Genomic DNA, 25,304 nt, shown 5'->3' on the forward strand with positions numbered 1-25,304 from the left:
ATATTTTTATGTAAAAGTAAGTACTATAACTTAGTAAAAACCTGCTAAAACGCAGTTTTTGAAAAATAATTACGTATTTATACGTATTTTTTAAATCAAAGAATACTCAGCTGCTTTATTTGAAAGTTCCATTAAGTTTTTCACTTTCAGTTTTTTCATTAAGTTGAAACGGTGTACCTCGGCAGTTCGTTTGCTGATGTCTAAAGCTTCGGCGATTTCTTTGTTTCCTTTTCCAGATAATAAAAGAGTAAGTATTTCTTTTTCTCTTTTGGTAATCATCATTTCTTCGCCTAAAGTTTGTTTAGGTTCTAATGATGCCGAAGAACTAGTTAATTGACCAATTAGGATAGAAGAAATATCCCCACTGAAATATTTTCCGCCACCAGAAACACTATGAAGTGCTTTTAAGAATTCTTCTTTGCTTGAGCCTTTTAGTAAATAGCCGTCGGCTCCCGCTTTTATAGATTTTAACACATATTCTTCCGATTCGTGCATTGAAAGCATGATGATTTTTACGTTGTTATTCTCGCTTCTAAGTTTTTCTACTACCTCAATGCCCGTTAAGTTAGGCATACGAATATCTACTATAAGTAAGTCAGGCTTTGTCGCAGCAACTACTTCTAGCGCATCTGCACCATCTATTGCTTCACCTACAACCTCAATGTTTGCTTCGTTTTCCAGTAAAGATTTGATTCCGTCTCTAACAAAAACATGGTCATCTGCCAGTACTACACGAATGTTATTACTCATAGTTTACTTAATTTTGATTCTCGATTTTTACGTATATTCATCTAAAAAGAAGATGCTAATATACGTACTTTTTTTAAAAGTAAATTCCAATATTAAAATTTCTAATGTTGAAAATTCCAAATTCCAATTGCTGATGGACTCAACTTTGACAAAGTTAGTTCCTTCCAGTTTGTCATTCTGAGGCACGAAGAATCTTCGTAAGTAGCTCTACAAAGATTGTCGATTTAGATTTTGGAGTTTCTCGCGAAGATTGCTTCGCCAATTCGCTGTCGCTTGTGTCTTCGTTCCTCAGAATAATAAAAATGGTGTTATTTATTATAATATTGCGTTCAATTGCCTCCAGCTTTAGCTGGAGGTTTTTAGAGATAAAGTAGAAGGCTTTAGCCAAATGTGTAAGTTTGGCTAAAGCCTTTTCAGGACTTATTTATGTTCCTCCAGCTAAAGCTGTAGGCAATTGATTTTTATTTTTATGATATCTGAATTAATAAAAACATTTTCTGAAAACGACTGCCCGCGAGAGGGATAGAAGCTGGCTACCGAAGTAGCGCGGATAGCCCGACAGCATCCTGAGAAAAAGGGGTATTAGCGCAAAGTAAATTTCCCTTTTTGTCGGGATGGTGGCTCGCCCTTATTTTAATTAGATAATGTGTTAATTAGATAATTGGTCAATTAGTCAATTAGATAATTACTATCAGTTACTTTAAATAATTATCTAATTGACAAATTATCTCAATTGACTCATTTTAAAATTGGAATGTTGAATGTAATTCGGGTTCCTTCTCCAGGAATGGAGTTCATGAAAACGCGGCCGTTAATGTATTGAATTCTTTCTTTCATAAATAAGAGACCCATTCCAGATTCGCTATTGCGTTTTTTGTGGACTGCGTTGACATCAAAACCTTTGCCATTGTCGTCTACTATAATACTTAACAATGTTTCACTGTGAGAAAGTTGCACTATAATATGCGACGATTCGGCATACTTTATGGCGTTGTTGATGGCTTCCTGCGTGAGACGGTAAATGTTGATTTCGATTAAGGAATCTAAGCGCTGGTCAAAATCGGTTTTGTTGTAGAAAAGGATTTCTTTTCCTGTAAGTTTTGAAAGTTCTTGTGTTAGTTTTGATAAAGACGAAACGATTCCGTGATCGCTCAATTCTGGTGGCATTAGGTTGAAAGTTGCCGTTCGGACGCCCTTGATAATATCCAAAGAAAGTTTCTTCAAATACTCAATTTTTTGTTCCGATTTTTCTCTGTCGTCGAGATTGATGCTTTCCAAACTGAATTTTAAACCCGTTAACATCTGTCCAATTCCGTCGTGAATTTCTTTGGCGATTCGGTTTTGTTCGTTTTCCTGATTTTCAACAATTTTGCTTGAAATAATCTTCTGCTGATTGATTTTTTCTGTTGTATTTTCAAGATTCAAACGTTCGACTTCGCGCTGTGCTTTTTTACGTTCGGTAATGTTGAAACAAACAATTAAAAGTTCCAGTTCGTCTTTTTTGATCATAACGGGAACCATCGATAAATCGAGCCAGATTTCTTTTTCGTCTTTATTAATGATTTTGATTTCACCTTGCCAACCACTTCTTTGTTTTTCGAAGATTAAGCGATCAAAATTCACCTGCTCTTTTTCGTCTTCGGTTAAGACTTCTGAGAATTTTTTGTTGGATGAAAACTTGGTGTAATTAAGCAGTTTTGCAAATTTTTCTCCAATATGAATGATGGAACCGTCTGGCGAAATTCGGCAGTACAGCAAAGTGTTTTCCATCGCATAATTAAGCGATTTCAGCTCTTTTACCGAGTTTTCTTTAATTTCACTGATAATTTCAGTGTCGTATGCCAGTTTTAAAGCTTTCTTTTCAGAAGATAAAAGCTGGGCAATTAATCTTTCGATTTTTTTGTTGGTTGGTTTGAAAATGAAGAAAAATTCTAAAAGTAAAACCAATAAGGTAAAACCAAAAATCCAATATTCGATTCGGCGCTGTTCGGTTACTTTTTCGTGTGCTTCAAGATCGTATTGGGTTACAATCTGATTCATTTTAGAAAGAAAAAGGCCTTCGTTTTCTAAAATGGTCTGAACCAATTTTTGATTTTCAGCAACTGATTTTTTCTCTTGTAAATTCAGTAGAAAAGAATCCGTTGTTTGTGCTATTTTATTGAAAATCGGATTGATTTCCAGATAGAGTTTGTTGAGGGTTTCACTTTTTTCTTTCGGAAAAGCGAGGCTGTCATTTCCATTTTCGAGTGCATTTTGATTCTTTTTCCACAGTTCTAAAACCTCTTTTAAATGGGAAGCTTTTTTGGCTGTAGCCGAATCGGAAACGTAATGTAAAATGAGAACTTCTTTGACAATTTTCTGGCTCAGCATTCTTTGCTTTCCAGAAAAGTTAATGATTTTAGAATCGCTTAATTGTTGGTTCAGATTGTATTGAACCAAGAACTGACTGATAATTATAGTTAAGGCAATAGTAAGAAGCGCAAAAAAATACAGTCGTCGTAAATTTTTGAAAGTGATTTTTTCTGCAGCTTCCTGATTGCTTTTCTTCATTTAAATCTTTTTACAATCCTAAAGATGCTTTTATAAGGTTTAAATTCTCTTCAGAATATTTGATTTTAAGGGCTTCGGCATGTCCTTTGTCCGACATTTTATCCCAAGTTTTCTTGATGATGTTTTTTAGTTTTTCTTCATCATGTTTTTGAACGAAAGGTTCTAAGTAATAATCTAAAAACACCAGACAGATCACGTCTTCAAGCAATTGGGTTTCGGCGTCTTTTTTAAGTAGTTTTTTTTCGATTAAAAAAGAAACGCGATCTATAAAGGTCTGATCGTAACCTGCTTTTTCTAAAATTCCTGCAGTAGTTTTGGCGTGAAATTTTTTCAGTTCTTCTCTCCATTTTAAATAACCAACACGATCCATTGGGTATGATTCTCTCGCAACTTTCCATCTGCAAATGTGCTGTGCTTTTGAGGCAATCTGAACTTCTTCTGAAGCATTGGGTTCAAACTGCATCAGTTTTTTGTACATCCTGTTGGAATATAGCAATTCTTTAGGATATTCCTGATTTTGATCGATTTCGATGTTCGGATCTTGAGCGTTTTCAGCATCAATCCATTCGCTTGCTTTTTGGAAAGGTGTTGTCATTTTTTGGTTTAGTAATAGATTTCAAAGATACGGAATAAAGTTTTTTAGCCACGAATTCACGAATGGATATTTTTTGCCACAAAATAAAAGTGTTAAACTTTATGTGTAATTTTTTTTGCCACAGATTATACAGATTGAAAGGATTAGATCTTTGTGCATAATTTTTTTCGCCACGAATTTCACGAATCGGCACGAATTAAATTAGTGTAATTTGTGAAATTCGTGGCTAAAAGAAAAAAATAATCCTTTTAATCTGTATAATCTGTGGCATATAAATTAATCCACAAAGCCTACGAAAACTTCGTCTTCTACAATTTTTACAGGATATGTTGCAATTCGATAATCGTCGCCGTTTAGGTTGGAACCGTCAACAAGTGAAAAGGTTTTTTTGTGCATTGGGCAGGCAATTTTCGGAATATCGTCTGTTGAGCCAGTCATTCCTCTTGAAAGTACCATTTCCATTTTGTGCGGACATGCATTTTGGCAAGCATACCAAGCGTTGCGACGCGCGAAATTGAAAATTGCGATTTGCTTGTTTTTGTATTTGATACAGCCGCCGCGATTGGTTGGAAAATCTTCAATTTTGCCCGCTTTGAACCAAATTGTCGCATCGCTCGCGTGTACAGTTTCGTATTGATTTAAGATTTCTTCCATGATGCTTTTTGTTTTATTTCCTGTTTCTTAGCCCTCTTTTTACAATCATGAGAGTTATGATGGCGCAGTAAAAAAGAGGGTAAGAAGGACAGCAAACGTTTAATTTATTTTTTTTTCTTTTTTTTGGAGCTTATTGTTTTTGCCACGAAGACGCAAAGGCGCTAAGTTTTTTATTTCTATTCTTTATTTTTTAGTCGCGCAAAGTCGCAAAGTCGCAAAGTTTTTTTTCTTTTTTTGGAGCTGATTTTTTAAACACATAGACATAGATTTAACTAGTTTGAAAAAAGAATTGTCAAAAGAAAATCATTTAAATGGAAAGTGAAATGTCTTTTTGGGTTCGCAAAATCTATGTCTCTTTGTGGTTATTATTTTATTTATGACCACGCTTTTGGCGCCTTTTGATCTCTTAATGGAACAAAAGCAATGTTGTCGTCTTTTTCGTCTGAGTTCACAAAATGATTGAAACGTTTCAATAATCTTGGTTTTTCTAATACTTGTTTCCACTCGCATTCGAAAGTATTTACCAAAGTCTCCATTTCAGCTTCTAACGTTTCACAGATTCCTAAACTGTCTTCGATAATTACTTGTTTTAAATACTCTAAACCGCCGTCTAGTTTTTCTAACCAAGTTGAAGTACGAATCAGCGGACCAGCCGTGCGGATGTAATACATTAAGAAACGGTCCATATATTTAATTACAGTTTCCTTGTCGATTTTCTCGGCTAATAAAACAGCGTGTTTTGGATTTGCGCCGCCATTTCCGCAGATGTATAAATTCCACCCGCCTTCAACAGCGATTAATCCGAAATCTTTTCCACGTGCTTCGGCACATTCGCGAATGCAGGCTGAAACACCGCCTTTTAGTTTATGAGGAGAACGAATTCCTTTGTATCTATTTTCTAGTTCGATGGCAAATCCGGCACTGTCGTCCATTCCGTAGCGGCACCATGCATTTCCAACACAACTTTTTACGGCACGAAGTGATTTTCCGTATGCGTGACCGCTTTCAAAACCATTGTCTATTAATATTTTCCATATTTTTGGCAAGTCACTTAAATGCGCTCCGAATAAATCGACTCTTTGTGCTCCAGTGATTTTAGTATATAAATCGAATTGTTTTGCCACTTCGCCAATTACGATTAGTTTTTCGGCTGTAATTTCACCTCCGGCTACTCTCGGAACAACAGAATAAGTTCCGTTTCTTTGAATGTTAGCTAAAAATCTATCGTTTGTATCTTGAGTTGTAACGTGTTTATTTGCAGTGTCGTTGTAAATACTAGAGAAAATAGAAGCAACAACCGGTTTGCAGATTTCGCATCCGTCGCCTTTTCCGTGATGATCCAGAACATCGTAGAAATTTTCGTATTTGTTGATTTTAACCAAATCAAATAATTCCTGACGTGTATAGCTAAAATGCTCGCAAATAACTTCTTTTACTTCTTTTCCTAATGATTTCTGAGCTGCTTTCACCAAGTCTGAAACCATTGGTTTACAGCCTCCGCATCCTGAAGTTGCTTTTGTAGCTTTTACAACATCTGAAAAAGTGGCACAGCTTTCGTCTAAAATTTTACAGCAAATTGAGCCTTTAGTAACATTTTCGCAAGAACAGATTACAGCTGTATCTGGCAAATCCATTACACTTCCCATTGAAGAACCTTCAGAACCGTCGCGTGAACCTAAAATCAAATCTTCTGGATTTTTAGGCAATGCCATTTCGTTAATGTAAATCTGGAAAAGTGAATTGTAATCGCTAGAATCTCCGACTAAAATTCCGCCCAACAATTTTTTAGAATCTTTGGTAACGTTGATTCTTTTGTAAACACCACTTAATTTGTTTTCATAAATAATTGCCGTAACCTCATTATTTTCAATGAAAGGATCACCAAAACTTGCCACTTCAACACCAATTAATTTTAATTGTGTAGACATATCAATGGTTTCTCTCATAGTTTTATCACCATTCAAGATTTGCTCTGCGGCGACATCAGCCATTTCGTAACCAGGAGCAACCAGTCCGTAAATATTATGATTATAAAGAGCCGCTTCACCAATTGCAAAAATCGCTGGATCTGAAGTCTGCATTTGATTGTTAACCACAATTCCGCCTCTTACGCCAACTTCCAATCCTGAAACTCTTGCTAGTTCGTCGCGAGGTTTAATTCCAGCAGAAATTACCAGCATATCGACTTTTAACAATTCATCGTTAGCGAACATCATTCCGGTTATGCATTCTTTTCCGTCAATATATTGCGTTGCTTTATTCAGATGAATTCCGATGTTTAATTCTTCGATCTTAGACTGAAGCATATCACTTGCGCCTTGATCCAATTGTCTTGGCATCAAACGCGGAGCAAATTCCACCACATGCGGATTCAATCCTAAATCTCTAACAGCTTTTGCAGCTTCTAAACCTAATAGTCCGCCTCCTAAAACCGCCGCTTCTGTAGCGCCTTTTTGTTTTATCTTTTTGGCGTAAGCCATAATTGCATCCAGATCTTCGATGGTTCTGTATACAAAAACACCTTCTTTTTCTACACCATCAATTGGCGGTACAAAAGCAGAAGAACCTGTCGCTAAAACTAAGTAGTCGTACGTATGTGTTTTTCCTAGATGCGTATGAATTGTTTTTGCATCACGATTAATATCTGTAATTAATTCAGATGTATTGAGAGTAATATTATTTTCTAAGTACCATTCAGTTGTTGATAGTGATAAATCATCAGCTGTTTTTCCTCCAAAGTATTCGCTTAAGTGAACGCGATCGTAAGCTCGCCTTGGTTCTTCTCCAAATACTGTCACTTGATACTTTTCTTGTCCTGATTTTGCAACAAACTTTTCGCAAAATTTATAACCAACCATGCCGTTTCCAACTACTATTACTCTAATCATGATTTCTTTAATTAAGTATTACTACGCAAATATAAGTATTTATACTTATAAAAATACGTAAATATTTTATTTTTTAAGTACAATGTGTGTTTCGATTACTACGTATTTTGACTTAATCTTTTACGTAGTGCGGGTTTTGAGTGATTTTGCAGTTACTTAGTTTTTTTAAATTTGAAAACATTCTAAATAAGCATTTCAAAAAAATGTCGTAAATTCATAGGAATTTTATAGGTGTTTTGAAAAAAGGAACATTTTTAAACTGAGATCTCATGAAAAAAATACTTTCAATATTGTTGTTTTCATTTTTAGTGATAGGCTGTAAAACGACAGCAAATAAAGAAGCTGCAGGAGTTGCCGGAACCACTTCAACAATTTCTACAGAAGAAGATTTAAAATATTATTTTAAAGGAACTGGAAATGAACCGTTTTGGGGAATCAAAATAGGGAATGAGGAAATTGTTTTTACGTCGTTAATAGCTGGTAAAGAAAAAATAACTTTTCCTGCTGTTGATGCAATTAGGGCAATGGATGCTAATGTAAAAATGTATAAAGTAAGTAACGAAAGCACTTCGGCAACGATTACAATTCAGCAGGTGGATTGTCAAGACTCGATGTCTGGCGCGATTTCTCCTTATAGTGTAAAAGTTGAAATCAAGAATAATTCAGAATTAGAAACGAAGAAACTTAGTGGTTGCGGAAAATATCTTACCGATTATCGTTTGCATGATATTTGGGTTTTGGAAGAATTGAATGGTTATAAAGTTTTTGCTACTGATTTTCAAAAAGAAATGCCAAGAATCGAAATTAATTCGTCAGAAAATAGATTTTCTGGTTTTGGCGGATGCAATGCGATTAGTGGACAAATCTTTTATGAAAAGGATTTACTGCGATTTACAAAAGTGATTTCGACCTTAATGGCGTGTCCGCAAGGAAATAAAGAAGGGGAGTTTTTGAAAGCTTTGCAAAGCACAACAACCTATTCTATTGGAAATAATCAATTGACTTTGTCCAATCCTTCTGCGAAATTGGCTGTTTTTAAGAAAGTGGATTAAAATTATTTTTCTCCCGCAGATTTAGCTGATTTTGGAGATTTTTTTCTGCCACTCCCGATAACTATCGGGATTCACAGATTAAATGAATTTTTATCTATATCTGCAAAATCTGCGAGAGATTTTTCGCGTAGTTTTGTCATTTCGACGAAGGAGAAATCTTCGCGAGAAACTCTACAAAGATTGTATTTTCGATGCGGAGCTACTTGCGGAGATTTCTCCTTCGTTGAAATGACAATATTGTGTGAAATTCGTTAGACTAACATTGTTTCTATCACTCAAACAATTCCTTCGGTTCGTCATTTTCTTCTTCGTCGCCTTCAACAAAATCCAATTCCAAAGCTTTTACACTTTGAACCGCATTTCCGGCAATACCTCGAATCGAACCGTACATTCCTAAAGTATTATGGACTACTTTTTCGATTTGTTTTTCGCGCTGTTTCCAGATTCTCTGCATCGCTCTTTTTTCAGAATCGAGATCGCTTTGCATTTGCGTGAAACCTTCTACGATTCCTTCAATCTGCAAACGGAATTCGTTGCTGGTTAAGAAATCATATAACATCGACATTTTATCACCTTTGTTTTCTTGCGCCTGAACTGCCTGATTAATTTGAATAAGTGATTGACGTAAAACAGCGCTCAAACCTTTAAATTCTTCATAAGTACAAATCCAGATTCCGTCGCGCATTCCCATTCGTTCCATTCCAGAAGGCATAACTTCGGTTACTAAAACTCCGATATTGGCTCTTTTGGTGCGAATATCGTTTTTGAATTTCTCAATCCATGAAGGCTGAAAAGCTTTTGTTCTTTTGCTTTCGTAATAAATTGAACCGCAATTTTGATGTTCACGGGTATTTACGATTTGAAGGCAATCGGCACCATTTGCACCTTTTTTAACTTCGTCTATACTGTCAAGAGGAAAGTTGTTTGCCAGCCATTCTTCAATTGCCAATTCCATTACTTCGCCTTGCAATTGCATCGAACCTTGTTCTTGTTTGCGTTTCATTTCTTCGGTCAGCTTTTTTTGTTCTTCAAGCTGTTTCTGAAGTTCTTTAAATTTAAGTTCGTTTTTATCGTCTTCCTGCTTTCTGATTTTTTCACGTTCCAATGCCAGTTGCGCGTTTAACTGCTTTTCGGCTTCGGCTTGAATCGCTTCTTTCATTTCCAGTTTTTCACGCTGTAGTTTCGCGATTTCACCTTCCATTTTATTCAATTCTCTGATTTTTTCCGATTTTTCAGAGAGTTCTTTTTCCATCAAAAGCAGACGGTCTTTGTTTTCTTCTTCAAGTTTGGCTTTTAGTTTTTCGCCAATTTCTTTTTCAGCTGTTTTTTTCTCGCGCTCCAAACGTTCAGCAAAAAGTTCGTTTTCTTGCTTTTTCTTCGCTTCAAATTCCAGTTTGGCTTTTTCCAATTGTTCGTTTTTAAGTTCTAATTCCTTGTTTTGAACATTAGCTTTTTGTTGAAACTCTTTACGGATGCTGTCTTCCAACTGATGTTTTAAAACATCATTGACATCGATAGGGGTTCCGCAGTTTGGACACTGAATTGAAGATTGCTCAGCCATTTTTATTGATTGTATTATTGTAGCATTATAATTTGCTAAGGTATTTAAAAGTTCTCTTTTTCTAATGTGGATTTCTGTACTAAATTGTAACGATTTTTTGTTATAGCTATTTTTTTTGCCACGAAGACGCAAAGGCGCAAAGTTTTTTTTACAAAGTGGCCACTTAGTGTGTCTTCCTGAGCGAAGTCGAAGGACACATACTGTATATCAAACCTTTGTGGATTTAGCATGAGATCCTTCGACTTCGCTCAGGAAGACATAAAAGGGATATAAAAACTTTGCGCCTCTGCGACTTTGCGCGATTAAAAAAACTTTGTGCCTTAGCGCCTTTGCGGCAATAAAAACTCAACAGCAGATTGCGTAATTTCAGAATGATCGTCTTTTGAAGTTATTAGGGAAACATTCGTAAATAAATTAACTTTTTTCAATTCAATAAATCCAATCTCTGAATCATGATTATTTTTGGCAATATTGGACGGAACAATCGAAATTCCTAAACCGTTTTTAACCAATTGTACGATTGAATTAATATTATTGGCTTCGTGAATAATCTTTGGCGTAAAGCCATAAAATGCACAAAGTTCCAGTAAAACTTCGTGATAATGCGGAGCGTAATCTTTATTGAAGAAAACAAAAGTTTCGTCTTTCAGTTTTAAAATCTCATTTTCTGATTTTATTGAAACCGAATTCGTATTGTAGACCAAAGAAAATCCATCCTTAAACCATAAATGCGCTTTTATTTTAGGTGAATGAATGGGCGATCGAATAATTCCCATTTCGATTTTTCCTTGTTCTAAAGCATCGATTTGTTTGATGGTTGAGATTTCGAAAAGCTTAAAATTTACGTATGGGAATTGTGCTTTCAAATGTTTTATCAAATCTGAAATTACAGACGAATAAATCGAACTGATATAAGCGATTCTAAATTCGCCCGAAACGTTTTCTGCAATTTTTTTGGTTTTTACTGAAATGCGCTCTAAGTTTTGAAAAATCTCTTTTACCTCTTTTTCGAAATATTTTCCAGCTTCGGTGAGTTCTACTTTTTTATTGTTTCTGATGAAAAGCTTTGCCTGAAGCTCGTCTTCCAATTCGGCTATTTGACGGCTTAGTGGTGGTTGCGAAATAAAGAGTTTTTCTGATGCTTTGGTAAAGTTCAGTTCTTCGGCAACAGCCAGAAAGTATTTTAAGTGACGTAATTCCATGATACTTTAAAAGTATTATTAATTGATAAAAATAGTATTTTTAAAGTATATATTGAATTTTTAGTTTTGGAAAAAGAAAAAATAAGTCTCTCGCAGTCCCGATAGCTATCGGGAGCAGATACAGCAGATTATTAGTTTTGATAAAATCATTTAACTACAATTTCCAATCTATAATAGCACAAAGATTCGCTCGATCTGCTCCGGATAGCTATCGGGACTGCGGGAGAAAAAATTTTAGCCACAGATTACACAGATTTTTAATCTTTTTAATTTTTTAATCTGTGGCAAATATTAAAAACAAATCATATGAAAAAATCAACTATTGAAGAAATCAGAGAGCGTTTTGACAATGATGTCGAACGTTTTGCAAATTTAGAAACAGGACAAGTTGCTACAATTGATGCGACAGTTTCTTTAGAATTAATAACGGAAGCCTGTAAAAGAATTAAACCAAATGCTACAACTATTTTGGATATTGGCTGTGGCGCTGGGAATTATACTTTAAAAATGCTTTCGAAAGTTCCAAATTTGAATTGTGTTTTGGTAGATTTAAGTAAGCCGATGTTGAATAAAGCTTTAGAAAGAGTTTCTGCTGAAACTTCAGGAAGGGTAGAAGTGAAGCAAGGTGATATTAGAGAAGTTGATTTGCCGGAAAATCATTTCGATTTTATTTTGGCGGGTGCGGTTTTGCATCATTTGAGAGATGATAACGATTGGGAAACCACTTTTGAAAAATTGTTTAAATTATTGAAACCAGGAGGTTGTTTGATGATTTCGGATTTGATTACGCAAGACACCGATTTATTGAATGAATATACTTGGCAGCGTTATGGCGATTATTTAGAAGGAATCGGCGGCGCTGAATATCGCCAGAAAGTGTTGGATTATATTGAAAAAGAAGATTCACCAAGATCGATGAATTACCAATTGGATTTGATGAAAAAAGTTGGTTTTTCTAAAGTCGAAATTTTACACAAGAATATGTGTTTTGGTGCTTTTGGCGGAATTAAATAAAGAGTTTTTAGCCACGAATTACACGAATTTTATTTTTTAAAATCTATACGCAAAGTATTTAAAATAATTCGTGAATTCGTGGCGGAAAAACTTATAGAATCTGTGCGGTTTTGTATACCTGAATGGGGCTTGAAACTAAGTTTTCTGTTTTTTGAATGAATTCCTTTAAATAGGATTGTTCGTTATGTAAATCCAAACCAGGCTGATCTCTCCATTCTTCCCAAAGAATAAAAACATTTTCTGAAGTGTGCAAATCGTAACGAATACAAGCGGCTTCTTTTCTGGTTTCGGTAACCAAATGGTTTAACAGATTTTGAACTTCAATTAAGTTCTCAGGTTTGCTTTTTAAGATGGCAGTAATTGAAATCATAATTATAAGTTTTTAAAGGTTTCTTCTAGATGTTTGGTATAATTCTCTTTAAAGATAACGATATTTTCTGGTGTAGCGCCTTTTTCTACATCATGAAAATGAAATCCGTTTATGCGTTCCATTCCGGTGAATTTGTTCATTTTGTGAAAACCAAACATTACGCCGTCGTCAACAGAAGTCTCATCGAAGAACTCGCCTGGGAGTGTAAAAGCGGTTGCAGGTGCGTTCCAGCTTGTTGTAAGCATATATTTGCGTCCGTGCAAAAGTCCTCCAGTTCCGTAATTGATATCTGGATTTACACGGCTTCTTCCGTCGCTTTTGTAGATTCCGTTGTTGTGTCCTTGTGTGAAAACGTCGTCGATGTATTTTTTGAAAAGATTTGGTAATTGAAACCACCAAACTGGTGTGTGATAAATGATTAAATCTGCCCAAACGAATTTTTCTACCTCTTTTTGAAGATCGATTTCGTCTTCAATATGAGTTGTTTTTATTTCGTAATTGTTGTTTTTTGAAAGGAATTCAACTGTCCAATCCTGAACAGTTTTGTTGAATTGTCCTCCTGAATGGGCAAATTTCTGCCCGCCGTTTATTATAAATATCTTTTTCATTTTTAACTGTTACTTCTTTTGAAAACTGATGTGTGAGGGATAGAGGCGGTATCTCCCGATTTAGAAAAACAAGGCTTTTTAGCCGTAGTTTTTGTTAATCGGGAATTTAGCCGAAAGCCCGACCCGCTTTTTCTGCGGGGCACACCCAAATTATTTTAATGTTTGAGATTTTTTTTAAACACATAGGAACATAGTTTTTTTTCTTTCTGGAAAAGGAAGTGGAAAGAAACTAGTTTCTCACACATAGTCCCGAAGCTTTGGGATGAATTGATGCAAGTGAAACGCCTTTATGCTCAAAGTTGAACTATGTTTCTATGTGTTTAGAATATATATAAAGTGTTATTTCACTTTTGAAATTGCCTGATTGATGAAATCTAATTCTGAGGCTGAAAGATCAAAATCTAATGCTTTTGCGTTTGAAATAGCTTGTTCTGCATTTCTGGCTCCGGCTAAAACTATTGAAATTCCTTTTTGTAAAGTCGTCCAGCGAAGGACTAATTGCGAAATTGAAATGTGTTTGTCGTTTGCTAAAGAACTTAATTCTTCGATTAAAGTTTTTACTTGTTGTAAATCGAATTTTCCGAAATAGCCGTTTCTGTGATCGTCTTCTTTTAGTTTGCTGTCGGTGAAATATTTCCCTGTTAATAAACCTCTTTCCATTGGACTGTAAGCAATGATTCCGATGTTTTCTGCTACTGTAAATGGAATTAAATCATTTTCGATTGAGCGATTTAACATGCTGTACGCTACTTGATTTGACGCAATTTGAACTGTTTTTTGAGCTTCTTTAATTTGATCGATATTGTAATTGCTTACTCCAAAAGCTTTGATTTTTCCTTGTTGAATTAGTTTTTCAACCGCTTCCATAGTTTCAGAAATTGGCGTTGTTGAATCTGGCCAGTGAATTTGTAATAAGTCGATATAATCGGTTTGAAGTCTTCTTAAACTGTCTTCGATTTCTTTGATTACGTTTTCTTTTGATGAATATTTGTAAATCGGCACTTTTTTACCGTTATCGTCAGCGTCGAAAAAGAAATCGCCTTTTCCGTTGTTGCTTCCGTCCCAAACCAAACCGAATTTTGTCAATAATTGCACTTTAGAACGATCAACGCTTTTAACAGCCTCGCCAATCATTTCTTCGCTTAAACCAAATCCGTAAAAAGGAGCGGTGTCAATTGTAGTAACGCCACTGTCAATTGAAGCATGAATTGAGTCGAGTGAATCTTTCTTTTCTGTTCCGCCCCACATGGTGCCGCCAATGGCAAATGCGCCGTATGTGATTGCTGATAATTCTAGTTCTGAGTTGCCTAATTTTCTATATTCCATGATTGTGATTTTTTCTGTTTAAAATTGATGAGGCAAAATTATACTGTTTTTACGAGTTTTATTTGGTATATATTTGTCTTTTTTAGGTATATTTGCATCTTCAAATAATTTCGACATGAAAAAAGAAAATTTATATGAGCCTTTTACGGTTTCGTTTGAAACGCTGAATGAATATCCAGATGTGGGAGATCGTCATAATTTTTTTGAGCTGGTTTATATTTTGGAAGGCACTGGTTCTCAATGTATCAATAAAAATATTTTTACGTATGATCCGGGTCATTTGTTTTTATTGACGCCAGAAGATTGCCATAATTTTACGATTGAAACGAAAACGAAATTTTTCTTTTTACGATTCAATGATATTTATTTGAAAAACTCGAGTCTGCAGAATGAAAATATTCAGCGATTGGAATATATTCTTCAAAATGCGAATCATCAGCCGGGTTGTATCTTAAAAAATGATCCTGATAAATGTCTGGTAAAAGTGATGATTGAAGCGATTTGCCGCGAACATCAGGATAAAGATGTGTACAATCAGGAATTGATTCAGCAGTTGGTGAATACGCTGATTATTATTGTGGCACGAAATATAGCGAAATATCTTCCGGAGCAGGTTTCTATTAGTACGGAAGCTAAAGCGATGGATATTCTGCAGTATATTCAGAACAATATTTATTATCCTGAAAAGATTAAAGCGGAATCAATCAGCGATTATTTTGGAATTTCGAATACGTATTTAGGTCGTTATTTTAAGAAACATGCGAGCGAAACGATGCAGCAATATATTAGCAATTATAAAACGAAACTGATTGAACATCGACTGCAATTTAGCGATAAGCGTATTAATGAAATTGCGTATGAGTTTGGTTTTACGGATGAAAGTCACTTTAATAAATTCTTTAGAAAGCAAAAGGGGTATAGTCCATCTGAATTTAGAAAGACGATTCGATTGAGTGCTTAAACACGAATTGCACTAATTTGCACGGATTTTTTTTGCCACGAATTACTCGAATTTCCACTAATTTTTATTTTGCCACTGATTAAATGGATTATAGAGGATTTTTTGTGACTTGATAATTTTTGCTCTCGCAGATTTAGCAGATTAAACAGATTTTTCTAGAATAAATCCGCGCAATCTGCTAAATCTGCGAGAGAAATAAAAAATAAAATCCGTGTAAATCTGCGTTCGCGAAAGTGAATCCGTTTTATCCGCGTGCTTTAATTTTCTTTGCCAATAATAAAATCGAAATGTTCTGTTTTACCGGTTTTTAGATTATTGATTTCGTTTTGAATTAATTCTTCCAGAGAATTGGCAACAATTTCTCGTGACCAAGATTCATTTTGAAGTTCGATAATCTGACCGAATTTTCCTTTTGAGGCTGGATCGGTATCGAAAACTAAATAATCTCCGTTTCTTCCTGTAGCAAACGGAATCCATTTTGGGTTGGCGTAATTGTCTGTGTTGATTTTTTCGAAGTCTATTTCTTGTTCTGGCAAATCATCTTCATCAAATTGTAAATCTTGTATCGAATTCCATTCTTCTTGAATGTCTTCAAACGGAATCAAATCATAACTCCAATTGTTTACTCCAAATTGAAAAACTGCAGTTACGGCATCGTAATCGACATTTTGAACTTTATAAAAATTTAATAGAGCAGAAGGGATGGTTATTTCGTCTTCTATAACGGAATGATTTTTTATGTCTTCTTCTGAAATTCCTTCTGTAAGATTGTAGTAGTCGTTGTTTGTAGAAACAATTTTATTGATTTCTGAAATCCATTCCTGCCATAAAGGTTCGTATACTTTAAATTCAGGGTCAAGAGCGACTGCGGTTTTTTTAGGTTTTTCTTCTTCTTCGCGAGCAGAAATACTTAAGCTTGTGATTTTTCCGTCTTCTTTATCAAACCAAACGCTGATTCCATTTAGGATAAAAGCACCGCTTCTGTCGCCTTTAAAAAGTTTGACAAGCTGATTTTTGTTGTTTTCGTAGTAGTGAAATAATTCTAGTCCGTCGAAAATAAATTGGCCGCTAAAGATGTTTTTTGCACAATAATCATATTCTCTAACTTCAAACTCAATTGCAAGACTTTCTGCTTTTTCTCCTTCTTTAGAAAAAGCCATAATGCCTTGATCGTCCCAAGTGTAAACGTGATTATGCTTTTTTTGAATGTGTCTAGAATCTCCTAAAGCTTGTTTTAAAACTGTTATATCAATTGGGAATTCGATGTTTATGCTGTTAATCTGAAAGCCGTTTTTGGATAATTCAATTTTTGTCATTGCTGCTTTTTTGAGGAGTTTAAACTAGATGATTTTCTTAATTACGCGTAGATTATGTGTGTGTTTATTCAGTTCAGGATTATAAATGCCAGAGTGATCCAAACGGTCAATACGAACTTTACCGCTTGCATGGATAATGTAATTGTTTTCCATAATGATCCCGACGTGAATGATGTTTCCTTCGGCATTATCAAAAAAAGCTAAATCGCCTGGTTCGCATTCTTCGATAAAGCTTAAAGGTTCACCTTCAAGTGCTTGTTGCGATGCATCGCGGTGAATTTTATAGCCGTTTAATTTGTAAACCATTTGGGTAAAACCAGAACAATCAATTCCGAAAGGCGTTTTTCCGCCCCACAAATACGGAGCATTCAAATACATAAAAGCAGTTTTAATAAGCGCACTTTTAGGTTTTATGCCACTGGTTTTAGTTCCTTCAAAATCAAAATTAGAAGTGTTGATTTCGTTATTGTTTAGAAAAGATAACGAAGCTCCCAACGGAATTGGAAGTAAAAGGTTATTTGGAGCTGTGATGTAATCAATTAAATCGGCATTTAAGATAATTGCCTCTTTGCTCAACTGATCAAATTGCTCTTTTGAAATTACCTGATATTGCTTAGAATCGACCCAACCTTCGTAGTCGTCAAACTGAATCCGAATTTTAGCCCACTGATTTTGGCGTTCTAAAATTTCGATGTGTTCGCCAAACAAAAGCTGTGTTACGATTTCACTTCTGTCACTAGCTTCAGCTCGAACGGGTACTATGGCAAGATTGCAGATTCCGAACATGTATGGAAATTTATAAGTTGAAAATCAGGAGTTGTTTATTGATAACTCCTGATTTTTATTGATATTGTTTTAAGCTCTTTCGATAACAATTGCCGATGCTCCACCGCCACCGTTGCAGATTGCAGCAGCTCCAGTTTTTGCATTGTTTTGTTCTAAAACGTTTAGCAAAGTTACAATGATACGCGCTCCAGAAGCTCCAAGAGGATGTCCAAGAGAAACAGCGCCGCCGTTTACGTTCACTTTGTCGTTATCCAAATTTAAGATTTTTGCATTAGCTAATCCTACAACAGAAAATGCTTCGTTGAATTCGAAATAATCCACATCTGAAATTGAAATTCCAGCTTTGTCTAAAGCTTTCGGTAACGCTTTTGCTGGACTTGTAGTAAACCATTTTGGTTCTTGCGCAGCGTCTGCATAGCCTTTTATGTACGCTAAAGGTTTTAATCCTAAAGCGTTTGCTTTTTCTTCAGACATCAAAACTAAAGCTGCAGCTCCGTCATTGATTGTTGAGGCGTTAGCAGCAGTTACAGTTCCGTCTTTAGTAAAAACTGGTGCTAAAGAAGGAATTTTATCTAATTTTACATTAGTATATTCTTCATCTTTTGAGAAGATAACTGGTTCACCGCGTCTTTGAGGAACTTCAACTGGAACCACTTCGTTATCGAACTTTCCAGCGTCCCAAGCTTTTGCACTTCTTTCGTAAGATTGAATTGCGAAAGCATCTTGTTCTTCACGGCTGATTTTATATTCAGTTGCACATAGATCAGCGCAAACTCCCATTGCGTTGTTATCGTAAGCATCTGTCAAACCATCTTTCTGCATACCGTCCAACATTGTAGCTGGACCAAATTTGTTTCCAGCACGCATTTGCACATAGTGTGGAATCAAACTCATGCTTTCCATTCCACCCGCAACTACAATTTCAGCATCTCCGCATGCAATTGTCTGAGCGGCGAACATTACAGCTTTCATTCCAGAAGCACAAACTTTGTTTACAGTTGTAGCAGCAACTTCTTCAGACAAACCGGCAAACAGTGCTGCCTGACGCGCTGGAGCTTGTCCAACACCCGCCTGAATTACATTGCCCATGAAAACTTCATCCACAAGTTTTGGGTCAAGATTGATTTTTGAAAGGGCTCCTTTTATGGCAGCAGCTCCTAATTTTGGTGCAGGTACAGTAGATAACCCGCCCATGAAACTTCCGATAGGTGTTCTAACGGCAGAAACGATAACAACTCTTTTGTTCATGTTCTGTTTAATAATAGTTATCTAGCAAATTTACTGTTTATTTGAATAAATTCAAATTTTGTATTGAATCGGGTGAATTTTAAATTTAAGGTGAAATTTTTGTTAATTCTATTCGTTTGATTGTGAAGTGGTTTTGAAAAAAGATGAAAAAAAACTAAAAAAACTCAAAAAAAAGCTTGTGAGAAATGGAATGTTGTTATACATTTGCACTCGCAAAACGGAAGCAATTCCTTGAGCAAGGAGAGGTGCCAGAGCGGTAATGGAGCAGATTGCTAATCTGTCGACGGGTAACCGTCGCCAGGGTTCGAGTCCCTGTCTCTCCGCTTAAATTTTGCCTCGGGGTGTAGCGTAGCCCGGTTATCGCGCCTGCTTTGGGAGCAGGAGGCCGCAGGTTCGAATCCTGCCACCCCGACAGAAACTTTGCCATAAGTTTTAAAAGTAATGGTTCCATAGCTCAGCTGGATAGAGCAACGCACTTCTAATGCGTAGGTCGAAGGTTCGAATCCTTCTGGGATCACAACAAAAGCCACTCAAATTGAGTGGCTTTTTTGTTTTGTACAATCTGCTCATTTTACCGATGATTTTTAAGGAGTTTTCGATTTAATTGATTTAGAATTGTATTTTTATATAAACTTTTCTAATACCACAAATCAATGGAATCTCTTATATCAAAATATAAAAGTCTTGGAATTGCTGATGTATTGCATTATGAGAAATTTAATTTGATTTCCATTAGCCATCATTCTACAAAAATTGAAGGATCAACGTTAACTGAATTAGAAACTCAAATTCTCTTAGATAACGGTTTAACACCTAAAGGAAAACCAGTGAATGATACATTTATGGTTACAGATCACTTTAATGCACTACATTTTATCATTGAGAAAGCAAGAAATAAAACGCCAATAACAATAGAATTGATTAAAGAAATTAATTTTTATGTAATGAAAAATACGGGAGGCCTTTATAATACTGTTTTTGGAGAGGTGGATGCTAGCAAAGGAATGTTTAGAAAAGGAAACGTAACTGCTGGAATTTCCTATTTTCCTAATTATGATAAAGTAGAAAGATTGACTAATGATCTAATTGGATTTATTAATGAAAAAATGAAAACAAATTTATCAGTCGATGAAAAATTAAATTTATCGTTTGATGCTCATTTTAATCTTGTTAGTATTCATCCGTTTTATGATGGAAATGGCAGAACTTCAAGATTGCTGATGAATTATATCCAGGCATTTTATGATGTTCCACTTGCCATTGTTAATAGCGAAGATAAGCAAGAATATATTCAGGCTCTGATTGATACAAGAGAAAAAGAGGATATTGGGATTTTTCGAGAGTTTATGAAAAAGCAATATGAAGAATATCTTTTAAATGAAATTAAAAAGTTTGAAGATGGGTTTACTTCAAAATCAGGAAAAGGGTTTGGTTTTCTTTTTTAGATCATGTTTTACCAGTTAGGAGCGTCCCTTTATTTTATTCGAAGAAAATAGTGGCTTAAGGTCCTCTCTGATAATAAAATTCCGTTATCGGCAAAATATGCAATAAAATATCCTGCTCGAATAGTTTATTTTTGCCGATAGCGGAATTTATGATGTTTTACTGTTTTAAAAAATTAATGCCAATCTTTTGAACTCAATTCAAGTGACGAAATTTTTAGCATTTTTAATGTTCATCATGGCCTGTAGAATCTTTTCCCTCAGTCATATCTATAGTTTTTGGATGCAGGGTCACCAGCTGTAAAACGATGGCAGTGACAACAACAAATAAGAGCATTATAAAAACGTTTCTCATTCCTCCATTATCAGCTGCTTTTCCTAAAAACTCAGTAATAACGGCTCCAGCCGAAATACCTACAAAATTCATAATTCCATATCCAGTAGCCCTGTAGCGAGGTGCAACAAACTGACAAAGAATCGGCATATTGTTCGTGTCGTATATTCCAAATCCAAGTCCAAAAAGTATAGCCCCAAAAATAATAGCCTCTATATTAAAGCAGTAACCAAATAAAAATAATGCCGGGATGGTAAGAAATAACCCAATAACACTGGTGTAAATTCGTCCTTTAAGATGTTTCATCACCCATCTGTCTGAAATGGCACCACCAATTAAAACGCCAAAAAAAGAAGACATGGAAATGGTGACGGTTGCCATTGGTCCCGCTAAAGACATATCTAAATGTAAAGTTTCGGTAAATAAGGTGGGCAACCAGTTTTTGGCAGCCCAGCCTGGTAAACTTGGCGCAGCAAAATAAAAGAGTAAAACCCAAAAGGAGATATTTCCAAATAATATTCCCAATCCTTTGAACATTTGCCTGAATTCATAATTGACAGATGATTTTTTTGAAGGATCAAAAAAGTAGACTTTCTTTTCCTGTAAAAAAAACAGCAGTACTATACTATAAAGCACACCGAGTAAACCTACAGAGTGAAAGCTGAAATGCCAAGAAAAATGCTTCGAAATAGTGGCTCCAAAACCACCGAGTGCCTGTCCTAAATAAATTCCAGTAGTATGAATCGCAATTGCAAAAGAGCGTGTTTTTTCCTGATGGTAATCTGCAATCAAGGATAGTGCAGCTGGAATATAAAAGGCTTCGCTAAAACCCATAATGCCACGCAAAATATAAATCTGATTGAAAGTCGTGGCATAACCCATCGCCATAGTCACCCCTGACCAGATAAAAAGACTTCCTATAATTATTCTCTTTCTGTTAAACCGATCCGCTATAATTCCTGAAACAGGACTCATGAGTGCATATATCCAAAGGAAAATAGCCATCAAAAGACCGAAATTTTCAGCTTTAGCCAATTCAGGAATATCATCCATCATCGCTGATTTCATAGTAGAGAGCATTTGTCGGTCTAAATAATTCAATAAAGCAACAAACCATAATAGGGCAACAACAATCCATGGATAGGATTTTTTTTCATTCAATTTTGCAATCATTCTCTTTTTTCAAAATAAAGGCCGAATATACGAATTCAAACGCAACAGCAAAGAATTGACTTTCCAGGTTGCTTGTTATAATTTGTGCCTGCACTAAACTAGTTAAGACAAATTAGAATCTTTAATTTATTAAAAGAGAGGTTCTTAGAATGCTTGTCATATCTCTTCTACTATTTACATATTTTAAATACTTCATTAAATGATTGTTATGTATAAAATATATAAAGCAAAAGCCTTCATAAATGAAGGCCTAGCTGTTAATTTTTATTTGAAAAAATAAAAATGGAAAATAAATTTGAAATCAGAGCTGCAATCACCCAAGACCGCATCCAGAGGAATATAAAATTGTTGCTTTCACCATAATTTGTATATGCTAATGTTAGGGTTATAAAGAAGGTAGTTATCAAATTTTTTAAAATTTTTCTAAATGATTTCTTTATGATGACTTCTTTTACTTGCATCTTAATTTAAATTTATCAGTTGAGGACCAAATTCTTCGTAAAAAATATTTTCTTCACTTATATTTAAATTGAGCAGGCTCTGATATTGTGTTCTGATAAAAATTTCTGGACCGCAGATATAAAATCTCGCTCCGCTGAGCTTAATTGAGGTACGGCATTTTTCAAGATCTACTCGTCCGAGTGAAGTATTTGATGGCAGGTCTGTATCATTTTCAATTGTTTCATAAAAGGTATAAGTCTCGAGCCATTCTGAATTTTGATTAAAATGCTCAATCTGTTTTTTAAACGCATGTACAGATTCATTTCTGCATCCATGGATCCAGACTGTTTTTTTATTCTGTAGAGAATTTATGTTCGTTTCCAGCATACTTAACATTGGAGTAAGTCCAACACCTCCGCTTATAAGCACCAAAGGGTCTTTTGAATCTTTTTCTAAGTGGAAAAGACCGGCAGGAGCAGAAATTGAAATAATATCTCCTTCGGACTTGGAATGCAGGGCATTCGACACTCTGCCTGACGGATTTGAATTCATACCAGTTTCTTTTTTAACAGAAATTCTATAGTATTCTTTATTATAAGAGCTTGACAAACTGTATTGTCTTGGCTGAAGCAGATTTAGTTCCTTGATAAAAACTTGGACACTTATGAACTGGCCAGGATGAAAATCGGGTATTTCTTTTCCGTCCTTCGGATAGAGGTAGAATGATTTAATCTCTGATGATTCCTGTTCGATTTTTTTTATAATAAATTCTCGCCAGCCATTCCATCCTCCGTTTTTAGATAAATTTTCAGCGTAACGCTCTTTTTCAATGTTTATCATAATCTCTGCCAGCTGGTAATAAGCAACCGTCCACGCTTCTAGAATTTCATCTGTGGCTGGCTCACCAATTACTTCCTTAATTGAAGCAATCAGATGATTTCCTACTATTTTGTAATGCTCGGGCTGTATGTTCAGGCTGACATGTTTTGATCCTATGCCTTTTAGCACGCCAATCAGTACGCTTGGATTCTCGATATTTTCAGCGTAAGCTAGTACGGCATTGGCTAAAGCCGATTTCTGTTTTCCGTTGGCTTGGTTACCCATGTTGAACATATTTTTAAGTTCAGGATGGTGCCTAAACATTCTTTCATAAAAATAATTGGTAAGCACTTCACCGCTTTCGCGGAGGATAGGTACTGTTGCGGCGATAAGCTCTTTCTGATTTGCTGTCATTTTGTGTTCTTTTAGATTTTATAAATATTTGGAATTCAGTTATTCAAATTGCATTGAATTCTGCATCCACAAATTTAATCTGGGAGATATGCTGCTTTTTATGATTTCAATCATAAAGAGAAATGATCATTGGGTGACACAGATATTGACTTCAAAAAAGTTTTAATTTCTGTATCTGGAAGTATTTGTAGTTCTGTTATAAAAAATGATCCAATATTGGAAGGTGATTTTATTGTTTAGGATAAAGGTCTCAATAACACAGATAAAACAAATCAGATTTTCGGTAAATAGGCAAATCGGTCGTTGAAAAAACAATTAGCCTCATAAGCTCTTAATTGAGTTTTTTTTGTTTTAGTAAATAAAAAACTCAATGTTTACGGGCGTTTCTGGCTTTTAAAAATATTTTGAAGTAAATTGCATCTTCATTTTAATTCTAATAACAAATAAAAATTTTTACTACGCCCCATGAAAGAAGAAACAAATCTGTACAGAAATACCAAGAAAACCAGAAACTTACTTTTGTATGCAAGCGGAATCAGTGTTTTATTAGCCATTGCATTTTTATATGGTATCGGAACTTTTGATGGAATATTTAAGGTAAAGTTATCGATTGCCTCTGGCGCTATTCTTTTAATAATGCTTGTTTTGACATTTAAAATGCTTGCAAGTGTAAAAGATAAGTCTCCGTTGATTCAAATAGATTCAAATGGGTTTTCTGGAAGAACAACTCCAGTCGCAAAAGCCTTTGGAAGAATAGAATGGCAAGATGTTACCGATGTGCAATTAAACAAAGTGGGAGGTGACACTTTGGTTGCGGTTACAATTGACAATATTACGAAGTACGAAGGCCGTGTCTCTAAGTTTCTTTGGAAAATGGCTCATGATGAACAAAATTCTAAACTGAATATAATGTACTCTGCATCTGAAGTTGATATTGATGCAAAAGCTTTATACGATTTATTTTTAAGCTATTGGAAAAAATAAAACGAAAACGCCACTCAACTGAGTGGCGTTTTCGTTTATAATTAATTTCTTCCGAAAGCCCAAAAAATAGAATTTCGAAGCAGCGTAGTGTAAGCTTCATTTTGAAATAATTCTGGCGCGTGTCCCATAAAAATATATACATTTCGGGAAGCAAAATGATCGTTTGTCCATACCACAGGATGATCTCCCATTTTTATTTTTGAATCGGGCTGGTAAGTAGATTCGTCGACAGAAGCCAGAACATGAACATTTGGCCGCGGACTTTTATCATAAGTATACCATTCTTCTTTTTTGATGAGAAAATCAGATGCAACTCCTTTCGTTACGGGATGAGATTTGTCTTCAATAGTAACTTTACCACTTGCAAAATCTGGAATGTAATTCTTAAATGTGATTCCGCCCATAAAATCAGAAAACCATTTCCACATTGGGTATCCGTCAAATTCTCCGAGTAAAGTTGCATGATGCAAGCCAACCCAGCCGCCTTTTCCGCTGTTCATATATTTTTGAAAGGCCTGCATCGATTCTTCGCTCCAGGTATAAGGAGGATAATCTAATTGTATGAAAACTTGATAGTTTTTTAAAAGTGCTTCATTGATTGTTTTTGTACTTTCAATATAATCAATTGTAAAACTGCTGTCAGCTGCAAGTTTGTTAAGCCAAGGTTTTGCAGCTTTTGTAAAATCCAGATGATGTCCGCCATTTTCATATAAAACCAAAGCTTTAAAATGAGACTTTTTTTGTTTTTGGGCTAAACAATTCTGCTCTACAAAACAGCTTAAAATAAGTAAAATAAAAAATATTGAATTTTTCATG

At 35.2% G+C, this 25,304-nt stretch carries 21 protein-coding genes and 3 tRNA genes; 8 read left to right on the forward strand and 16 right to left on the reverse strand.

Going from position 1 to position 25,304, the window contains the following annotated elements:
* Positions 1–90 precede the first annotated feature (90 nt).
* The 5 genes from AC3E9W_RS07685 to nirB all read right to left on the reverse strand — a co-directional run bounded on the left by AC3E9W_RS07685 (position 91) and on the right by nirB (position 7,437).
* A complete protein-coding gene (locus AC3E9W_RS07685) occupies positions 91–750 on the reverse strand; it encodes a response regulator transcription factor (RefSeq protein ID WP_306160553.1) in 660 nt (219 codons plus the stop codon).
* 738 nt (positions 751–1,488) lie between these two features.
* Positions 1,489–3,300, reverse strand: coding sequence for an ATP-binding protein (locus tag AC3E9W_RS07690; protein ID WP_488767898.1), 1,812 nt, complete (start codon positions 3,298–3,300; stop codon positions 1,489–1,491).
* Positions 3,301–3,310: 10 nt separating this feature from the next.
* The gene (locus AC3E9W_RS07695) at positions 3,311–3,895 is read right to left on the reverse strand and encodes a DUF4202 domain-containing protein (RefSeq protein WP_488767900.1); all 585 of its coding nucleotides are present in this window, start codon (positions 3,893–3,895) and stop codon (positions 3,311–3,313) included.
* A 276-nt stretch (positions 3,896–4,171) separates the two neighbouring features.
* Entirely contained in the window at positions 4,172–4,549 is a 378-nt protein-coding gene (gene nirD / locus AC3E9W_RS07700; protein ID WP_306160548.1) for a nitrite reductase small subunit NirD, read from the reverse strand.
* A 374-nt stretch (positions 4,550–4,923) separates the two neighbouring features.
* On the reverse strand, positions 4,924–7,437 hold the full coding sequence (gene nirB / locus AC3E9W_RS07705; RefSeq protein WP_488767902.1) for a nitrite reductase large subunit NirB: 2,514 nt from the start codon (positions 7,435–7,437) through the stop codon (positions 4,924–4,926).
* 269 nt (positions 7,438–7,706) lie between these two features.
* Here nirB and AC3E9W_RS07710 point away from each other — a divergent pair, with 269 nt between their 5' ends.
* The gene (locus tag AC3E9W_RS07710; protein WP_488767904.1) at positions 7,707–8,489 is read left to right on the forward strand and encodes an META domain-containing protein; all 783 of its coding nucleotides are present in this window, start codon (positions 7,707–7,709) and stop codon (positions 8,487–8,489) included.
* Positions 8,490–8,760: 271 nt separating this feature from the next.
* On the opposite strand, the gene AC3E9W_RS07715 is transcribed toward AC3E9W_RS07710, so the two are convergent.
* Entirely contained in the window at positions 8,761–10,050 is a 1,290-nt protein-coding gene (locus AC3E9W_RS07715; protein ID WP_488767906.1) for a DUF2130 domain-containing protein, read from the reverse strand.
* Between the two features lie 320 nt (positions 10,051–10,370).
* Positions 10,371–11,252, reverse strand: a complete 882-nt coding sequence (locus AC3E9W_RS07720; protein ID WP_488767908.1) for a LysR family transcriptional regulator — start codon at positions 11,250–11,252, stop codon at positions 10,371–10,373.
* 306 nt (positions 11,253–11,558) lie between these two features.
* On the opposite strand from AC3E9W_RS07720, the gene AC3E9W_RS07725 reads away from it, so the two are divergent.
* The gene (locus tag AC3E9W_RS07725) at positions 11,559–12,266 is read left to right on the forward strand and encodes a class I SAM-dependent methyltransferase (RefSeq protein ID WP_488767909.1); all 708 of its coding nucleotides are present in this window, start codon (positions 11,559–11,561) and stop codon (positions 12,264–12,266) included.
* Positions 12,267–12,357: 91 nt separating this feature from the next.
* Here AC3E9W_RS07725 and AC3E9W_RS07730 read toward each other — a convergent pair whose 3' ends face one another.
* The 3 genes from AC3E9W_RS07730 to AC3E9W_RS07740 form a co-directional block, all read right to left on the reverse strand.
* Positions 12,358–12,636: a putative quinol monooxygenase gene (locus AC3E9W_RS07730; RefSeq protein ID WP_456896477.1), complete on the reverse strand. Its 279-nt coding sequence runs from the start codon at positions 12,634–12,636 to the stop codon at positions 12,358–12,360.
* A gap of 2 nt (positions 12,637–12,638) precedes the next feature.
* Positions 12,639–13,244, reverse strand: coding sequence for an NAD(P)H-dependent oxidoreductase (locus AC3E9W_RS07735; RefSeq protein WP_488767912.1), 606 nt, complete (start codon positions 13,242–13,244; stop codon positions 12,639–12,641).
* 339 nt (positions 13,245–13,583) lie between these two features.
* Positions 13,584–14,570, reverse strand: coding sequence for an aldo/keto reductase (locus tag AC3E9W_RS07740; protein WP_488767914.1), 987 nt, complete (start codon positions 14,568–14,570; stop codon positions 13,584–13,586).
* Positions 14,571–14,685: 115 nt separating this feature from the next.
* Between AC3E9W_RS07740 and AC3E9W_RS07745 the strand changes: the two genes are divergently transcribed.
* Complete coding sequence (locus tag AC3E9W_RS07745) at positions 14,686–15,531, forward strand: AraC family transcriptional regulator (protein ID WP_488767915.1); 846 nt, start codon at positions 14,686–14,688, stop codon at positions 15,529–15,531.
* A 257-nt stretch (positions 15,532–15,788) separates the two neighbouring features.
* Here the strand turns inward: AC3E9W_RS07745 and AC3E9W_RS07750 are convergent, their stop codons facing one another.
* The 3 genes from AC3E9W_RS07750 to AC3E9W_RS07760 form a co-directional block, all read right to left on the reverse strand.
* Positions 15,789–16,847 (reverse strand): SMI1/KNR4 family protein, encoded by a 1,059-nt coding sequence (locus AC3E9W_RS07750; RefSeq protein ID WP_488767917.1) that lies wholly within the window; start codon positions 16,845–16,847, stop codon positions 15,789–15,791.
* A gap of 24 nt (positions 16,848–16,871) precedes the next feature.
* Positions 16,872–17,633: a C40 family peptidase gene (locus AC3E9W_RS07755; protein WP_306160524.1), complete on the reverse strand. Its 762-nt coding sequence runs from the start codon at positions 17,631–17,633 to the stop codon at positions 16,872–16,874.
* A 69-nt stretch (positions 17,634–17,702) separates the two neighbouring features.
* Positions 17,703–18,881 (reverse strand): acetyl-CoA C-acyltransferase, encoded by a 1,179-nt coding sequence (locus tag AC3E9W_RS07760; protein WP_488767919.1) that lies wholly within the window; start codon positions 18,879–18,881, stop codon positions 17,703–17,705.
* Positions 18,882–19,120: 239 nt separating this feature from the next.
* Between AC3E9W_RS07760 and AC3E9W_RS07765 the strand changes: the two genes are divergently transcribed.
* The 4 genes from AC3E9W_RS07765 (at position 19,121) to AC3E9W_RS07780 (ending at position 20,326) form a co-directional block, all read left to right on the forward strand.
* A tRNA-Ser gene (locus AC3E9W_RS07765) sits at positions 19,121–19,204 on the forward strand.
* A 14-nt stretch (positions 19,205–19,218) separates the two neighbouring features.
* Positions 19,219–19,293, forward strand: a tRNA-Pro gene (locus AC3E9W_RS07770).
* Positions 19,294–19,324: 31 nt separating this feature from the next.
* A tRNA-Arg gene (locus AC3E9W_RS07775) sits at positions 19,325–19,398 on the forward strand.
* Positions 19,399–19,534: 136 nt separating this feature from the next.
* A complete protein-coding gene (locus AC3E9W_RS07780) occupies positions 19,535–20,326 on the forward strand; it encodes a Fic family protein (protein ID WP_488767921.1) in 792 nt (263 codons plus the stop codon).
* A gap of 223 nt (positions 20,327–20,549) precedes the next feature.
* On the opposite strand, the gene AC3E9W_RS07785 is transcribed toward AC3E9W_RS07780, so the two are convergent.
* Positions 20,550–21,830, reverse strand: a complete 1,281-nt coding sequence (locus AC3E9W_RS07785; protein WP_488767923.1) for an MFS transporter — start codon at positions 21,828–21,830, stop codon at positions 20,550–20,552.
* A gap of 462 nt (positions 21,831–22,292) precedes the next feature.
* Complete coding sequence (gene hmpA / locus AC3E9W_RS07790; protein ID WP_488767925.1) at positions 22,293–23,504, reverse strand: NO-inducible flavohemoprotein; 1,212 nt, start codon at positions 23,502–23,504, stop codon at positions 22,293–22,295.
* A 465-nt stretch (positions 23,505–23,969) separates the two neighbouring features.
* On the opposite strand from hmpA, the gene AC3E9W_RS07795 reads away from it, so the two are divergent.
* A complete protein-coding gene (locus tag AC3E9W_RS07795) occupies positions 23,970–24,488 on the forward strand; it encodes an STM3941 family protein (protein ID WP_488767927.1) in 519 nt (172 codons plus the stop codon).
* A 41-nt stretch (positions 24,489–24,529) separates the two neighbouring features.
* Here AC3E9W_RS07795 and AC3E9W_RS07800 read toward each other — a convergent pair whose 3' ends face one another.
* Positions 24,530–25,303, reverse strand: a complete 774-nt coding sequence (locus tag AC3E9W_RS07800; protein ID WP_488767928.1) for a ThuA domain-containing protein — start codon at positions 25,301–25,303, stop codon at positions 24,530–24,532.
* Between the last annotated feature and the right edge of the window lies 1 nt (position 25,304).

The organism is Flavobacterium sp. 38 (genome assembly GCF_057799715.1).

Excerpts from the sequence above, each read along its gene's own strand:
- AC3E9W_RS07715 (WP_488767906.1), bottom strand. The coding sequence starts at position 10,050 with ATGGCTGAGCAATCTTCAATTCAGTGTCCAAACTGCGGAACCCCTATC.
- AC3E9W_RS07780 (WP_488767921.1), top strand. The coding sequence starts at position 19,535 with ATGGAATCTCTTATATCAAAATATAAAAGTCTTGGAATTGCTGATGTA.
- AC3E9W_RS07750 (WP_488767917.1), bottom strand. The coding sequence starts at position 16,847 with ATGACAAAAATTGAATTATCCAAAAACGGCTTTCAGATTAACAGCATA.
- AC3E9W_RS07710 (WP_488767904.1), top strand. The coding sequence starts at position 7,707 with ATGAAAAAAATACTTTCAATATTGTTGTTTTCATTTTTAGTGATAGGC.
- AC3E9W_RS07745 (WP_488767915.1), top strand. The coding sequence starts at position 14,686 with ATGAAAAAAGAAAATTTATATGAGCCTTTTACGGTTTCGTTTGAAACG.
- AC3E9W_RS07725 (WP_488767909.1), top strand. The coding sequence starts at position 11,559 with ATGAAAAAATCAACTATTGAAGAAATCAGAGAGCGTTTTGACAATGAT.
- AC3E9W_RS07720 (WP_488767908.1), bottom strand. The coding sequence starts at position 11,252 with ATGGAATTACGTCACTTAAAATACTTTCTGGCTGTTGCCGAAGAACTG.
- nirD (WP_306160548.1), bottom strand. The coding sequence starts at position 4,549 with ATGGAAGAAATCTTAAATCAATACGAAACTGTACACGCGAGCGATGCG.
- AC3E9W_RS07690 (WP_488767898.1), bottom strand. The coding sequence starts at position 3,300 with ATGAAGAAAAGCAATCAGGAAGCTGCAGAAAAAATCACTTTCAAAAAT.
- AC3E9W_RS07685 (WP_306160553.1), bottom strand. The coding sequence starts at position 750 with ATGAGTAATAACATTCGTGTAGTACTGGCAGATGACCATGTTTTTGTT.
- AC3E9W_RS07800 (WP_488767928.1), bottom strand. The coding sequence starts at position 25,303 with ATGAAAAATTCAATATTTTTTATTTTACTTATTTTAAGCTGTTTTGTA.
- hmpA (WP_488767925.1), bottom strand. The coding sequence starts at position 23,504 with ATGACAGCAAATCAGAAAGAGCTTATCGCCGCAACAGTACCTATCCTC.
- AC3E9W_RS07730 (WP_456896477.1), bottom strand. The coding sequence starts at position 12,636 with ATGATTTCAATTACTGCCATCTTAAAAAGCAAACCTGAGAACTTAATT.
- AC3E9W_RS07740 (WP_488767914.1), bottom strand. The coding sequence starts at position 14,570 with ATGGAATATAGAAAATTAGGCAACTCAGAACTAGAATTATCAGCAATC.
- AC3E9W_RS07760 (WP_488767919.1), bottom strand. The coding sequence starts at position 18,881 with ATGAACAAAAGAGTTGTTATCGTTTCTGCCGTTAGAACACCTATCGGA.
- AC3E9W_RS07735 (WP_488767912.1), bottom strand. The coding sequence starts at position 13,244 with ATGAAAAAGATATTTATAATAAACGGCGGGCAGAAATTTGCCCATTCA.
- nirB (WP_488767902.1), bottom strand. The coding sequence starts at position 7,437 with ATGATTAGAGTAATAGTAGTTGGAAACGGCATGGTTGGTTATAAATTT.
- AC3E9W_RS07785 (WP_488767923.1), bottom strand. The coding sequence starts at position 21,830 with ATGATTGCAAAATTGAATGAAAAAAAATCCTATCCATGGATTGTTGTT.
- AC3E9W_RS07755 (WP_306160524.1), bottom strand. The coding sequence starts at position 17,633 with ATGTTCGGAATCTGCAATCTTGCCATAGTACCCGTTCGAGCTGAAGCT.
- AC3E9W_RS07795 (WP_488767927.1), top strand. The coding sequence starts at position 23,970 with ATGAAAGAAGAAACAAATCTGTACAGAAATACCAAGAAAACCAGAAAC.
- AC3E9W_RS07695 (WP_488767900.1), bottom strand. The coding sequence starts at position 3,895 with ATGACAACACCTTTCCAAAAAGCAAGCGAATGGATTGATGCTGAAAAC.